Source organism: Pseudomonas sp. KCJK8993 (assembly GCF_046230915.1).
Classification (GTDB): Bacteria; Pseudomonadota; Gammaproteobacteria; order Pseudomonadales; family Pseudomonadaceae; genus Aquipseudomonas; species Aquipseudomonas piscis.
Map to the genome: position 1 here is coordinate 16353 of NZ_JBJJLO010000031.1, position 12457 is coordinate 28809.

At 64.4% G+C, this 12457-nt stretch carries 16 protein-coding genes and 1 pseudogene; 8 read left to right on the forward strand and 9 right to left on the reverse strand.

Annotated features, from left to right (window positions below; all coding sequences use genetic code 11):
• Positions 1–66 precede the first annotated feature (66 nt).
• Positions 67–270: pseudogene (locus ACK6AU_RS12645) on the forward strand (DUF3363 domain-containing protein); the annotation flags it as partial.
• Here the strand turns inward: ACK6AU_RS12645 and ACK6AU_RS12650 are convergent.
• Positions 259–1158, reverse strand: coding sequence for a LysR family transcriptional regulator (locus ACK6AU_RS12650; protein WP_185698679.1), 900 nt, complete (start codon positions 1156–1158; stop codon positions 259–261). The pseudogene ACK6AU_RS12645 and the gene ACK6AU_RS12650 overlap by 12 nt on opposite strands.
• 173 nt (positions 1159–1331) lie before the next feature.
• Between ACK6AU_RS12650 and ACK6AU_RS12655 the strand changes: the two genes are divergently transcribed.
• A complete protein-coding gene (locus tag ACK6AU_RS12655; RefSeq protein ID WP_409299508.1) occupies positions 1332–2864 on the forward strand; it encodes an MFS transporter in 1533 nt (510 codons plus the stop codon).
• Between the two features lie 20 nt (positions 2865–2884).
• Here the strand turns inward: ACK6AU_RS12655 and ACK6AU_RS12660 are convergent, their stop codons facing one another.
• From ACK6AU_RS12660 to ACK6AU_RS12675, 4 genes are all read right to left on the reverse strand, one after another.
• On the reverse strand, positions 2885–3007 hold the full coding sequence (locus ACK6AU_RS12660; RefSeq protein ID WP_409299525.1) for a hypothetical protein: 123 nt from the start codon (positions 3005–3007) through the stop codon (positions 2885–2887).
• Positions 3008–3261: 254 nt separating this feature from the next.
• Positions 3262–4074 (reverse strand): DUF4377 domain-containing protein, encoded by an 813-nt coding sequence (locus ACK6AU_RS12665; protein WP_409299509.1) that lies wholly within the window; start codon positions 4072–4074, stop codon positions 3262–3264.
• Positions 4075–4582: 508 nt separating this feature from the next.
• On the reverse strand, positions 4583–4723 hold the full coding sequence (locus tag ACK6AU_RS12670) for a hypothetical protein (protein ID WP_409299510.1): 141 nt from the start codon (positions 4721–4723) through the stop codon (positions 4583–4585).
• Between the two features lie 38 nt (positions 4724–4761).
• On the reverse strand, positions 4762–6114 hold the full coding sequence (locus tag ACK6AU_RS12675; protein ID WP_409299511.1) for a glycosyltransferase family 39 protein: 1353 nt from the start codon (positions 6112–6114) through the stop codon (positions 4762–4764).
• Between the two features lie 199 nt (positions 6115–6313).
• Between ACK6AU_RS12675 and ACK6AU_RS12680 the strand changes: the two genes are divergently transcribed.
• Positions 6314–6706: a hypothetical protein gene (locus ACK6AU_RS12680; protein ID WP_409299512.1), complete on the forward strand. Its 393-nt coding sequence runs from the start codon at positions 6314–6316 to the stop codon at positions 6704–6706.
• A gap of 60 nt (positions 6707–6766) precedes the next feature.
• On the opposite strand, the gene ACK6AU_RS12685 is transcribed toward ACK6AU_RS12680, so the two are convergent.
• A complete protein-coding gene (locus ACK6AU_RS12685; protein WP_185698686.1) occupies positions 6767–7081 on the reverse strand; it encodes a hypothetical protein in 315 nt (104 codons plus the stop codon).
• Positions 7082–7286: 205 nt separating this feature from the next.
• On the opposite strand from ACK6AU_RS12685, the gene ACK6AU_RS12690 reads away from it, so the two are divergent.
• The 3 genes from ACK6AU_RS12690 to ACK6AU_RS12700 are packed head-to-tail and all read left to right on the forward strand — an operon-like array spanning position 7287 to position 9513.
• On the forward strand, positions 7287–7982 hold the full coding sequence (locus tag ACK6AU_RS12690; protein ID WP_409299523.1) for an STN domain-containing protein: 696 nt from the start codon (positions 7287–7289) through the stop codon (positions 7980–7982).
• Positions 7979–8524 (forward strand): sigma-70 family RNA polymerase sigma factor, encoded by a 546-nt coding sequence (locus tag ACK6AU_RS12695; RefSeq protein ID WP_053129044.1) that lies wholly within the window; start codon positions 7979–7981, stop codon positions 8522–8524. Before ACK6AU_RS12690 ends, ACK6AU_RS12695 begins: the two co-directional genes overlap by 4 nt.
• Before the next feature lie 38 nt (positions 8525–8562).
• The gene (locus ACK6AU_RS12700) at positions 8563–9513 is read left to right on the forward strand and encodes a FecR domain-containing protein (protein ID WP_185698687.1); all 951 of its coding nucleotides are present in this window, start codon (positions 8563–8565) and stop codon (positions 9511–9513) included.
• Between the two features lie 204 nt (positions 9514–9717).
• Here ACK6AU_RS12700 and ACK6AU_RS12705 read toward each other — a convergent pair whose 3' ends face one another.
• On the reverse strand, positions 9718–10329 hold the full coding sequence (locus tag ACK6AU_RS12705; protein WP_409299513.1) for a type II secretion system protein J: 612 nt from the start codon (positions 10327–10329) through the stop codon (positions 9718–9720).
• Entirely contained in the window at positions 10326–10787 is a 462-nt protein-coding gene (gene gspH / locus ACK6AU_RS12710; RefSeq protein WP_185698689.1) for a type II secretion system minor pseudopilin GspH, read from the reverse strand. Before gspH ends, ACK6AU_RS12705 begins: the two co-directional genes overlap by 4 nt.
• A 118-nt stretch (positions 10788–10905) precedes the next feature.
• On the opposite strand from gspH, the gene ACK6AU_RS12715 reads away from it, so the two are divergent.
• A complete protein-coding gene (locus tag ACK6AU_RS12715) occupies positions 10906–11340 on the forward strand; it encodes a type II secretion system protein N (RefSeq protein ID WP_185698690.1) in 435 nt (144 codons plus the stop codon).
• A 3-nt stretch (positions 11341–11343) separates the two neighbouring features.
• Here the strand turns inward: ACK6AU_RS12715 and gspI are convergent, their stop codons facing one another.
• Positions 11344–11730, reverse strand: a complete 387-nt coding sequence (gspI, locus tag ACK6AU_RS12720) for a type II secretion system minor pseudopilin GspI (RefSeq protein ID WP_185698691.1) — start codon at positions 11728–11730, stop codon at positions 11344–11346.
• A gap of 247 nt (positions 11731–11977) precedes the next feature.
• Between gspI and gspG the strand changes: the two genes are divergently transcribed.
• A complete protein-coding gene (gene gspG / locus ACK6AU_RS12725) occupies positions 11978–12454 on the forward strand; it encodes a type II secretion system major pseudopilin GspG (protein WP_185698863.1) in 477 nt (158 codons plus the stop codon).
• Positions 12455–12457: the final 3 nt, after the last annotated feature.

The following is a 12457-nucleotide window of genomic DNA, read 5'->3' on the forward strand; positions in this document are numbered from 1 at the left end:
ATTCGGGAAAAAGGCGCACTCAGCGCAGGCTGTCATCGACCCTTGCATCGCTCCACTGGTCGTTGACAGCGCGTGGCCGGTACCTACCGGCGCTGCATCATGCTCGCCAGCGGGCGCTTGGCCATGCTTGATGACGGCATGGGGTTTTCGTTGCTGCCAAGGAAGCCTGTGATCGAGCAGCGCCTAGGCCAACAGCTTGCCGCCGGGGTACACGGCACAGGTGTGTCGTGGAGATTGGCTGGCAACGCGGACTTCCAATCATCTGAATGATCCCGCCGGGAACAGATGTTCAGCCATGAAATCAACGAACGCCCGCACCCTGGGCAACAGTTGCCGATTGGAGGGCCACAATACCCAGAAGGTACTGGACGAACCGGCCCAGTCGTCCAATACCGTCACCAGTTCTCCACGATCGAGGGCCGCCTTGACCGCGAAGTCCGGCAGATAGGCGATACCGTGGCCCTGGATGGCCATATGCCGCAGCGTCTCCAGATGGTTGCTCGTCATGCTTGCCGCCGGGCGCAGGTCGACGTCTTCGTCGCCGCGCCGCAAACGCCATTTCTCCAGCAGGCCGGTGCTTGGGACGCGATGCAGCAGACAAGCGTGTCGGGCGATGTCCGCGGGCTGTTCGGGTCTGTCGTGCTGCTCGAAATAGCCGGGTGCGCCCACGCAGACAAAGCGGCTGATGCCCAAGCGTTTGCTCATCAGTCGGGAGTCGCTCAACTCTCCAGTGCGCACCACCGCATCGAACCCTTCGTCCACGACATCCACCAAGCGGTCGCTGAAATCCAGGTCGAGTTCGATTTGCGGATAATGGCTGGCAAAAGCCGACAACACCGGCCACATCAACCCGCTGACCAGAGGCAGGCTTACCCGCAGTCGGCCTTGCGGGGTCGCCGTCGTGCTGGCCAACTCATGCTCGGCCGCGGCGATTTCGGCGAGGATGCGCCGACAGCGTTCCAGGAACAGCGCGCCTTCCGCTGTGAGACTCACGCTGCGAGTACTGCGCTGAAACAGGCGCACGCCCAGCTTCTGCTCCAGCCGGGCCACGGCCTTGCTAACCGCCGACGCGGAAATACCCAACTGCCGTCCCGCTGTCGCGAAGCTGCGCAATTCGGCTACCTGCACAAAGATCGTCATGCCGCTGTGGCTATCCATTTCACGCTCCGATTGATGACTAGATAGTCATGTTAATCGTGATCTTTTCCCTATTTTTCCATATCTAGTTCCTTTCTATCATCAATTGTTCACCAAGGTGGTCGCGACATTGCCGCGGCAACCGTGAGTCCGAGGGCGCCATGCATGGCCTCGCTATCTTCGAGGGATACCCGATGAGTACCACCACCGTGTCCGAGTCGGACGCGAAATTCTGCCAAGCTCCGTTGATCGTCACCGGTTGCCTGACCGCCGCCGTCATTCCATTGAGCATCGCCGGCCCCGCGGTGGTCGTTCCCTCGATCAACCAGGCACTGGGTGGCAGCGCGGTCGAGCTGACCTGGATCATCAACGCCTACATCCTGGCCTACGGCAGTGCGACACTGGCCGCCGGCAGCCTGGCCGACACCTATGGGCGCAAGCGGGTCTGGCTGTCCGGCATGCTGTTGTTCGCCTTGGTAACAGCGGCCATTCCCTTCATGCCGTCGGTGTTCTGGATCGACATCCTGCGGCTCATTCAGGGCCTGGGCGCGGCAGCCGCTTTTGCGGGCGCGATGGCTGCACTGACACAAGAGTTCGATGGACACGCCCGCACGCGCGCATTCAGCCTGATCGGTACGACTTTCGGCGCTGGAGCGGCATTCGGCCCCTTCATGGCTGGACTGCTGATCGACACCCTGGGGTGGCAATGGGTGTTCTTTCTGCCGGCGCTGGTCGCCTTGCTGGCATCGGCACTCGTTGCACCATTGGCCCGCGAGACACGCGACCCCGACGCCACGGGACTGGACTGGCCTGGCGCCATCAGCTTTACCACCGGTCTGGCCGTGCTGACCTACGGCATCATTCTTGCGCCCGAGCGAGGCTGGAGCCATGCCTGGGTACTGGCTTGCCTGACGAGCGCGCTCATGTTGCTGGCCGCCTTTGTCGTCATCGAACGCCGGCAGGCCAGGCCCATGCTGGACCTGTCGCTGTTCGCCAATGCCCGGTTCGTCGGAGTGCAGGTGTTGGCGATTGCGCCGGCCTATGCGTACATCGTGTTACTGGTCATGCTGCCAGCCCGATTCATCGGGGTCGAAGGATACAGCGCACTGGCAGCCGGGCAGATGATGATCGCGCTGTCCGCGCCGCTACTGGTGGTGCCCTTCATTGCCGGCGTGCTGGCGCGCTGGATCAACGTCGGCGTGCTGTCTGGCATTGGCCTGGCCATTGCGGCAGCCGGACTGGCCTGGTTGGGCTTGACGCTATCGGGCGGTGCGCAAAGCGCGCGCTTGCTGGCGATGCTGGTGATCGGCATTGGCATCGGCCTGCCCTGGGGGTTGATGGATGGCTTGGCCATGAGTGTTGTTCCCAAGGAGCGGGCGGGCATGGCTGCGGGAATCTTCAATGCGGTGCGCCTGGCCGGTGACGGGATGGCCATTGCCGCCGTGGGCGCCATGATGGCCGCCAACATTCTCTCTGGGCTGGTGGTTTGCGTGCCGAATGGCGCATCAGGGCGAATGACGAATGCAGATTTGGTCGAAGCATCCAACCGGTTGGCAATGAGTGACCTACACAATGCCCTGGCACATTGGCCAACGGCTGGACGGTCGCTGCTGTTGCAGGCATATGAAGGCGCATTCCGTTTTCAGCTTCTTGTCTTGGCGGGGGCTGCGGCAGCGACGGCGATCCTGGTGCTCGTGCTGTTGGGAAGGGTAAGACGGCATAACTGATCGCGATGGCGTTCAGACATTCACGGCGCTTCCAGGCCGTCGCTGAAGATCCACACTTCGCCTGCGCCGCCGGACGGCTGCACATCGAACAATCGCGAGTCATGAAGAAACGGGAAGAAGCACTGGGCGTGGTGCCGCAGCACGCGCAAACCTATGGCGAGGCCGTGGATGCGGTGACACTGGTCCCGTCTGTGCGGGAGGCGTTTATGGCTGGGGATCGGGGGTAGGAAGGGCCGCTCCGTTGCCAAGAGCAGCCAGCAGAAGCAGAGCTGGCGACATACAGTCGCCTGAAGGCGAAAGCGCGGCCCTTGGGCTGCGCTTTGGCTTTTTGTCGGGTGAAGGACAACTACGATGGCAAAATAAGGATCGCCAGGTATTGGCTGGGCGAGAGCAGTGCTTACTTGCTCTTGCCCGAGGCGTCCTGCTCGACCACCAGGTCCAGTACATAGACGTGTGACGAGGCATCGGCCGGCGGGTTCTTCCACTCGTACTGCTTGACCCGCAGCACGGTACGCACGCCGTCATGGTGTTCGTAGCCCTGGATCGAGTCGTACATTGGCTCCCAAGTGCCCTGGGTCGGCAGTTGCAGGCCGGCGTCGTCATAGCGCCGCTCGCGCACTTGCAGGCATTGGTAGTTGGGGATCAGTGGGTGGCTGCACTTGACGGTCTTGGCGGCCACTTCCAGGAACATGATCTGACCCTGGCTGCCGTAGCGGGTCTCCGGGGTTTCTTCGCCCTGGAACTTGAGCACCGAGCCATCCTGGGTAGTCAGTTGCAGCATCGGCTCGGGGGTATCACCAGTGACGGTGGTGCGCAGGTCACCCTTGAACAGACGGTCGACCTGGCTGTCCAGCTCCATCAGGCTCTTGTCGCAGGCCATCTTGGTCGAAGCCAGTTGCTGCACCTTCAGTACGCCGTTCTGGTAGGTGTAGCCACCGAACTGGCCGTTGCAGCCACCGCTGATGTTCAGGCTCTGGTGGCCGAAGGTCAGGCGCAGCTTGCCCTGGGTGCCCTTGGCCATGGCCGGGATGGGTTTGCCCGAGGCATCGGTGGCCGATACCAGGTTCCAGTAATAGGCCGGGAGCGCCGGTTGGGCAGCGGTGGACGAGGCGGCGGGCATGGAAGGCGATCCTTCATGGGAGGTGGAAGCCGGCGTGCAGGCCTGGAGCAGGGCGGCGCAGATGGCAACGAGGAGAATATTCTGTTTCATGGTTCGCTCTTTCAGCCTTGATTGAGTGGGTGCGGCATTCTGCGCAGGGAGGATGCACGCGCCGGTAAACAGAGGTTCGAGGTCGCTCGAAGAGGGGTAGCGCGCTGCGCAACCCGCCGGGCCCGAAAGTCGGATCGGGCGGTCTCGATCGTTACCGATAGCGATGGGACAACATGATGGCCATTGGGTTTCACCTGGGTGTTTATCCGGTAGTGTTACCAAATCTTGCAACCTGCTGCGTGTCGCCGCTGCCGCAAGCTGCGTAGGCGCGCAGCGGCGCTTGCAAAATCCATGTTCCAGGGGGCGTCAGCACCTCATCCTGGGTGTCCATCAGCCTGAACACCAGCAGCTTGGCCGGTTGGATCTGCTTGGCGCTGGCCCACCGGATGCTGCGAGCCGACGGGCTCGACTCCGGCCTGTCAGGTGAGGCACGGTGGCCTGGCCCGCGCGTGCTCCAATAGGGCCTCGTGGCGCAGGCCAGGTCTTGGGCACGCTGCTTGCGTTCGGCCTAGACCGGGCGCGGACTGGCGCAAGTGCCCCGGTCGACCTTGCCCACCAGGCCGTTTTCAGGGGCCGGCAGGGCGTAGGCATCGGCTACCGTCTTGCGCGAAATGCCCAATGACGCGGCCAAGTAAGTCCGTGCGGCCATTGGTGTAGTTGCCTGGCTGCAGGCCAGCCGGGACAAGTTCACCAGAACCAGTAGGGCAGGAACTTGGGTGTCGGTTCTATGGCCAGTTCCTGGTGGAACGTGATGGGGTTGAAAAAGAACGCATCCAGGGCAAGGAACGCCGCAACACCATAGGCCAGGACGATCAATTGGCGATGGGGATGTACATAGTAGTTGCGGTCGATGAAGTAACGAACCACGGTGAGTGCGATAAAGCTAGCGAACACGCCGAGATAGTTCGGTTGCAATGGCTTGGCCGCGTAAAAATTGTATATCCAGACCGCCACGGCCAGCCCGATACCAATGGCAGGTAACTTCAGGCACAACCCCAGTAGCCAATTCCTGGCGCGGATGAACATATCGTTCTTGTCGACGAAGATATAGGCGGCCAGCAAGGCGATGGCGGGGGTGATGGAAACGATATAGCGAGCCTTCTTCGAGTTGGGGATGGTGAAGAACAGGATCAACGCCACGAACCATAGCGTCAGATAAAGCAGCAGCTCGCTATCGGCCTGGCGCTGGGCGCCGAAGAACGACTTGTACTTCCTGGCGATGACATTCAGGGCGAAGAACACGGTGATGCCATAGGTGATCAGGCCGCCGGTGAAGTAGAAGTAGTAACGGGGCTTGTGATCGCTGGCGACCCGGTCCAGGCCCTGCATCATCAGCACTTCGTGCATGAAGGTCGGGCCGCCCTGCACATGGGCGGCCCAGGCCAGCAAGGCTACGCCGACGACAAGCAGCAGTCCCGAGACCAGGCCGAACAGCACCAGCGTGCGCCATTGCCGGCTCAGCAGGTAATAGCCGCCGACCACGATCGCCGGGCCGATCAGGCCGATGGGGCCGCGGAACATGAAGCCCAGGGCCAGTCCGACGAATACCAGGGCCAGGCGCCAGGGCTGGCGCTTCAACTGGCCGGAGTAGGCCAGGTAGAAGCACGCCACGCTGAACAGGGCGGGATAGACATCCAGGGCCAGCGAGTTGACCGCATCCAGGAACCCCCAGGTCAGCAGTGAAAAGAGCGCGGCGTACAACCCCCACTGCTTGTCGTGCAGCGCTCCCAACTTGTAGATGAAGACCAGGATCAGTGCCGCGCTGATGCAATAAGGCAGGCCCATCGAAAGTATCGACAAACGACCGAAAGGCAGAGAGGACAAGTAGATGAGGAAAGTATTGGCGATGGTGTAGTCAGGATAGGGCTGTAAATCATCGGCAATGGGAAACAGCGTCATGCCGTGCTGGAGCATATAGTCGGCAAAGTCGACGAAGCGCGTGGTGTAGTTGAGAATCCCCGGCTTGTATTGCAAACCCATGAACAGCGCAAGCGCTACTAGAAAGATACTCAGGCAAGGTCTTTGGGTGACCTGTCTCATCAAGTTGTTCATGCGCTCGTTAGTTCCAAGGGTACGAGAATATACGGTGGCCAGCGGTTCGACACCATAGAGCAACATGACTGTCTGCTTGCTGAACTAGTGCCGAAGATGGTCGCGCAATCTAGTCGACAACAAGTTACAGGCGGGTATAAGTATCCGGCTTGCCAATGGCCTGCTTTTTGGCGGTACAGGTGGTCCCATGAAGTTGCTTCATATCGACGCCAGCGCCCAGGGCGAGCGTTCCGATTCCCGTGCCCTGGGCCGTTATTTCATCGAGCAGTTGCAGGAGCAGGGGCTGGACCTGGAAACCGGCTGCCTGGACCTGGCCCGGGAGTTCCGGCGGCCGCACCGAGTTGACGTACCCGGATACCCCGTCCTCGGCCAGGTGAACCGGCAGAAAGCGCGGTTTCTCACCAGCCGTGGCGCCGACCCGCGCCCGAGCAGCCTCATGGCCTGGATGGATGCGCTGAACCCGGCACGGCGGGCCGCCTTTGCCTTCATCGGCGTGCAGGACCCGCTGTGCCTCGATGCCCAGCCGTTGCAGTTCGCCCACCCCGAGGCCCGAAGCGAAGCCCTGGCGCGGGCCCGGTAAGAACTGTGGCAAGTGGCCGGGCACGGGGCGCCGGGGCTATCGGCGCTAGCCTCGGGTCGTTCAAGGACGCTGTTGCGGGGTGACCGAGTTGCCGAAGGTGTTGCCCATGCGCACGCCGGTGGCGGCCGGGGTCGACAGGCCGAGCTGGTTCGGCGGGCGTTTCTCCACGGGCTTGCGCATCGCCTCGGCATTGGCCCGGGCAGCCTTGGTCGCTTGTGGATCGTTGCCCATCTGCCGGCTCAGGCAGTTGTAGTCGGGGGCCTTGTAGCCGCCGACGCTGACCTCCACGCACCCCTCGCGCGCTTCCTCGGCCTGGGCCGCCCACGGCAGGACGCTGAGCAGCAGACCTGCGGCATATAGACTGAATCGTTTCATCAAGGCCTCCTGGCTGGCCCGGGAAAGCGGGCTTCGATAGCGGCCGAGTGTAGTGCAAAGACCGTGCTGAAAAAGTGATGGTTTTTTTGCCGTGGCCGTAACACCAGATTCATAAATTGGCCTCAGGATGACGCTTTTCAGGGATTGGAAGGCCGTGCAGCGACGCAGAGCGCAGGTCGGGCGATGGACTTCATTGCACGGGGGCTTGGCGACCTGTGTGCTGGGGTTCGCGCTGTGGCTGCAAGCGTCCGAAGCCGGGGCCCAGGACAGTCCGCAAGGGCCGCCCCGGGTCGATTCCCAGGCCCTGCTGGCGCTGAATATTCCGGCCCAGGACCTGGCCCAGGCCCTGGAGTCGTTCAGTCGTGCCACGGGGATGGCGGTGCTGGTGGACCGGGAGTTGGCTCGAGGCCGGCGTTCGGTGGGGGTCAAGGGACACTACAACGCTCGCGAGGGGCTCGGGCGTTTGCTGGCTGGCAGTGGCCTCATGGCTCGTTACGCCCGCAGCGACGCCTTCACCTTGCAAGTGCCGCCGGCCAGCCAGCCGGCTGCGCAACCCGCTGCGGGGGGCGGGCGCGGGACACGCCTCAACAGCAGCTATGCCACGGCCTTGCAGCGGGCGGTGGAGCGCAGCTTGTGCACCTCGGCGCTGACCCGGCCGGGAAGCTTCAGGGCCCTGCTGCAACTGTGGGTGGGGGCCGACGGCAGGGTGCAGCACAGTCGCCTGGTCACTAGCACCGGCGACTGGCAACGGGACGAGGCGTTGGTGCAGCGCCTGGCGCAGGTTCGCGTCGAGCGCCAGGCACCCAGCTCGCTGAGCCAGCCGCTGACCTTACTCTTGATACCGGACACGACAGGGAAACGCATGGATTGCAAGGAATGGGAAGGAGCTTCCGGGGTATGAAGAACACCGGGCACAGTGCGATGGTCAGGCTGTTCCTGACGTCCTACGAGGACTTCCGGGTGCGCTTGCGCAGGCGCCTGGGGTCGGAGGACCTGGCCAACGATGTCCTGCATGAAACCTACCTGCGGGTCGACCGCATGGAGGAGCCGCCGAACCTTGCCCAACCCAATGCCTACCTGTATCGCATGGCCCTGAACATCGCCGCCGACCGGCGTCAGTCCGACGCTCGCCTGCTCACCGGCGAGGAGGTCGAGGAACTGCTGCAGGTCGCCGACGAGGCCCTGGACCCCTCCCGGGTGGTGGGTGGCCAGAAGGAAATCCAGATCCTGCTCAAGGCCCTTTACGAGCTGCCGGCACGCCGCCGGCGAATCTTCATCGCTGCGCGCCTGGAAGAGGCGCCGCACCTGGAAATCTCCCAGCGCTTCGGCATTTCCACACGGATGGTGGAAAAGGAACTCAAGGCCGCCCTGGGCCATTGCGCCCTGCGTCTTGAAAGAAAAGTCATTCAGCGGTTCGGTCCCGGGGCCGGAAAACCGTCCTAGACAAAGAGTCCCTGATCAATCCGTGAGTATCTGCGCGCTTGAACATCTTTAGCATTTCTTCTCCCCGGGCCTCGGCGGACCAGCAACTGCTGAGCGAAGCCCGGGACTGGCTGGTCCTCCTGACGTCGGGCCGGGCCACCGCGGCCGACGCCCGGGCGCTGCGCCAGTGGTGCGCGCGCAGCCCAGGGCACGCGGCGGCCTTCGAGCAGGCCAAGGCCCTGTGGCATGGCTTGCAGCCGGCGGCCCAGCGCCTGGAACAGCAGGCACGCTTCCGGACTTTTGGGCGCCGGGCCTTTCTCGGCGGCGCGCTGGCGGCCTCGGCGGCACTGTTCATGGTGCGCCTTACGGTGCCCGGCGGCTTCGCCGGGCTCACGGCGGACTTTTCCACCGAGGTCGGCGAGCAGCGGCGGGTCGACCTGGCCGATGGAGTGAGCCTGGAGCTCAACACCCAGACCCGTATCAGTCGCCGTGAACGGGGAGTGGGAGAGCAGGGCATCGAGTTGCTGGAGGGCGAGGTCGAGGTGTTCAGCCAGGGCGTGCAGGCGCTCAAGGTCCAGGCCGGGGAAGGTTGGCTGAGCGCGCGCCAGGCGCGTTTCAACCTGCGCAATACCGAGCGCCAGGTGTGCGTGACCTGTATCGAGGGCAGCCTGCAGGTGGAGGTGGCCGGGCGCAGCATTGGCCTGGACAGCGGCCGCCAGCTGACCTACGACGAGCGTGGCGTGGGCCAGCCAGTGGCGGTGGACCCCCATGCGGTGATCGCCTGGCGCGAGCAGGTGCTGGTGTTCGACGACGCTACGCTGGATACCGTGGTCCGCGAGATCAACCGCTACCGTCCCGGGATGCTGGTATTGCTCAATGCCGAGCTCGGCAAACGCAAGGTCCAGGCGCGTTTCTATCTCGATCAACTGGCCGGCGTGGCCCTGTTGATTCGCGACGCCTATGGCGCCAAGTGCACCGAGTTGCCTGGCGGCGTGGTCCTGCTCAGCTGATACCGTCTCCGCGCTCGGCCTGATCCGCCGCCGATGTCCGCTACGCGGCCATGCGCAGCCTGCGACAGCGGCTACTCCAAGCCGTGTACCGTTCGGCCTGTAGCCGCTGTCGAGCCTGCGAGGCTGCGCCCGGTTGCGCAGCGACCGTAGATCCCGACGGACCTGACCCGCCGCCGGTGTCCGCCAAGTGCTCCAGGACCGGGCTCAATCCAGCGGGCCCAATACCTGGCGGTAGCGTTCTTCGCCTTGGGGCGTCTGGCGCACCAGGCGGATCTCCAGGCCGGCGGGGTTGTCCTGGCGGTTGCCGCTGAGCTGGCGCCAGCCCTTGTCCGGGTTCCACACGCGCCCCTGCAGATCGCTGCCCCGCTCCAGCACCGCCACGCCGTCGCGCGGCGCCGGCAACGGGTAGCGATCGCGAGCCTCGGCCACCGCGCGGTACAGGGTGTCGCCCTTGAGCCACCAGCGCACCCGCTGCAGGCCTTCGCCGGAGGTGGCGGCGCTGCGGATCACCTCCAGGCGAAACCCCTTGCTGTCGGAGCTGCGCACGCTCAGGGGCGCCGGGGTCTCGGGTTCGGCATTCTCGCTTTCGCCAAGCTGTGGTTCGCGCAGCTCGATGGTGGCCCGTTGGGCCACGTCGCGGTCCAGCTGGTTGAGCGCCCGCAACAACGCTTCGGTCTGCTCGGTGCCGGCCTTGAGGTGGGCGTCGGCCCGGCTCACGCTGTCCAGGCCGCGCCAGGCGATGAGGCTGACCACCGCCATGAGCATGATCGCCACCATTACCTCGATCAGGGTGAAACCTTCCTGGCGACGGTTCATGGCTGTTCCACCACGCGCAATTGGCCGGCCGGCGTGCGCTCCACCCACAGGCTATGCTGACCGTCGGATAGCACGATCCGAACCGGCGGGTTGATCCATTCGGCATTGAGCACCAGGCGCTGGCGCGGTTCGATGCGCACGTCCATGGCGGGGCTATCCCAACGGCGCGGGCGCAGTTGGCGGTCATGGCGAAAGTCGTCGACGCCGCTGCCGCCATCGGCCGGGCGGTCGAAGGCGAATCCCTTGGCATTGGCCCGCCAGGTGATGGGCCGGCCATCGGTGCGGGCTTCGGCCTGGGCCACTTGCAGCAGTTGCGCCAGGCGCTCGGCGTCCTTGCGCAGTTGCTGCAGCGGGTCGGGCTTGATGCTCAGGCCCACGGCGGCGCTGGCGATGCCGATGATCACCAGCACCACCATCAGTTCGATCAGGGTGAACCCCTGTTGCTTGCCGCTCTGCATCACGTTGCACTCCTTGGCGATGGGTCCAGACTGCCCGAGGCAGATGATCGTCCAGTGAAATAAAACCGTGAGAATTGAGCTGTAGGCTGCGGGGACGGACAAACAGGAGGTCCTGCCCATGCTACGCGCGCTGCTCAACCCTTCTTCAGCTCCCCGGCTATTGCAGTACACGGCCCTGGTGGCGGCGCTGGCCGGTGTCGTCACCTGGTCGTCGCTGCTGCTGACCCCGGCCGAATCCCAGACCCCGATGGCTGCGCCCCAGGTGCTCGCCGCACGGGCCGACAGTCCGGCCCTGCAGTGGTTCGCCAACCGGCCGGCGCAGGTGGATATCAAGGTCTGCGGGGTCATGGCCGGGGCCCGCGGGGCGGTGGCCATCCTCAGCCTCAACGACGGGCCGGCGCGCAGCTTCCTCGCCGGTGAACGGCTGACCCAGGGCGTGCGCCTGGCTGCCATCGAGGCCGATGGCGTGCTCATCGAGCGCGGCGGCGAGCAGTCGCGGGTCAAGGTCAGCAAGCTGCCGGACTCGCCGGCCCTGCCACGGTTGACCCGCTGAGCTTCACTGGCGCGGCGCCTGTGGCCGGCCGACCAGGCTCTCCAGCCGTGCCAGGGGCGGCGCTTCGCGGCTGCGGTCGCGTACCTGCACGCTGACCCGCAGCAGGCCCGGCGCAATGCCGGGCACGATCGCCTGCTCGCAGCGCAGCTTGAGCCGGCCCTGGTCGCATTCGAAATTCTTCAGGCCCGGATGCGGGTTGCCCTCCAGGCGCAGTTCGGCCAGGCGGCTCTGGGCCGCCAGCAGGGCCAGGGACTTGTCGCGCAACAACCCGTTGCCCTGGGTCATGAGGCCCGCCACGCGCACTGCCGCCGACATCGCCACGGCGATGATGGCCAGGGCCACCAGGACCTCGATCAGGGTGAATCCAGCTTGTTTGGACACCGCTCGCATGGGCTGCTCGAAACCGGGAAACAGCCTCGCAGACTAGCCCGCGGGCTTGACGGAATGGCGACCGAAACTCCCGAGGTTTTTCAATACCACTGACATATCTTCTTGCAACACTGCGCGACGAATCGAACTCAAGCCAAGGAATGTCGAGATGGATATCGCGCATGAAACGTCCCCACCCCAAGCCTGCGGAGCGTTGTCGGCAGGCCGGGAGATCGCCTCGCCAGGCCAGGAGCAGGAAGCTTGTGGCGTGGCAGCCCAGGTTAGCGGCCAGGACGCCGGGGGCGCTTGGACACGGCGGCGGACCCGGGGCGGCCGCGCCCAGCGCGGTTTCACCCTGATCGAGATCATGGTGGTGGTAGTGATCCTCGGGATCCTGGCCGTCATGGTGGTGCCCAAGGTCCTGGATCGTCCGGACCAGGCACGTGCCACCGCGGCCAAGCAGGACATCGCCGGGCTGATGCAGGCGCTCAAGCTGTATCGCCTCGACCATGGCAGCTATCCGAGCATGAACCAGGGCCTGAAGGTCCTGGTGGAACGCCCGGCCAATGCCAAGGACAGCAACTGGCGTTCCTACCTGGAGCGCTTGCCCAACGATCCCTGGGGGCATCCTTATCATTACCTCAACCCGGGGGCCAACGGCGAGGTGGACGTATTCTCCCTCGGCGCCGACGGCCAGCCCGATGGCGAAGGCGTGAATGCCGACATCGGCTCCTGGCAGTTGTAAGGC

What these genes read in the sequence shown, in the direction of transcription:
- ACK6AU_RS12650 (WP_185698679.1), bottom strand. Translation starts at nt 1,158, where the DNA reads ATGGATAGCCACAGCGGCATGACGATCTTTGTGCAGGTAGCCGAATTG.
- ACK6AU_RS12655 (WP_409299508.1), top strand. Translation starts at nt 1,332, where the DNA reads ATGAGTACCACCACCGTGTCCGAGTCGGACGCGAAATTCTGCCAAGCT.
- ACK6AU_RS12665 (WP_409299509.1), bottom strand. Translation starts at nt 4,074, where the DNA reads ATGAAACAGAATATTCTCCTCGTTGCCATCTGCGCCGCCCTGCTCCAG.
- ACK6AU_RS12670 (WP_409299510.1), bottom strand. Translation starts at nt 4,723, where the DNA reads ATGGCCGCACGGACTTACTTGGCCGCGTCATTGGGCATTTCGCGCAAG.
- ACK6AU_RS12675 (WP_409299511.1), bottom strand. Translation starts at nt 6,114, where the DNA reads ATGAGACAGGTCACCCAAAGACCTTGCCTGAGTATCTTTCTAGTAGCG.
- ACK6AU_RS12680 (WP_409299512.1), top strand. Translation starts at nt 6,314, where the DNA reads ATGAAGTTGCTTCATATCGACGCCAGCGCCCAGGGCGAGCGTTCCGAT.
- ACK6AU_RS12685 (WP_185698686.1), bottom strand. Translation starts at nt 7,081, where the DNA reads ATGAAACGATTCAGTCTATATGCCGCAGGTCTGCTGCTCAGCGTCCTG.
- ACK6AU_RS12695 (WP_053129044.1), top strand. Translation starts at nt 7,979, where the DNA reads ATGAAGAACACCGGGCACAGTGCGATGGTCAGGCTGTTCCTGACGTCC.
- ACK6AU_RS12705 (WP_409299513.1), bottom strand. Translation starts at nt 10,329, where the DNA reads ATGAACCGTCGCCAGGAAGGTTTCACCCTGATCGAGGTAATGGTGGCG.
- gspH (WP_185698689.1), bottom strand. Translation starts at nt 10,787, where the DNA reads ATGCAGAGCGGCAAGCAACAGGGGTTCACCCTGATCGAACTGATGGTG.
- ACK6AU_RS12715 (WP_185698690.1), top strand. Translation starts at nt 10,906, where the DNA reads ATGCTACGCGCGCTGCTCAACCCTTCTTCAGCTCCCCGGCTATTGCAG.
- gspI (WP_185698691.1), bottom strand. Translation starts at nt 11,730, where the DNA reads ATGCGAGCGGTGTCCAAACAAGCTGGATTCACCCTGATCGAGGTCCTG.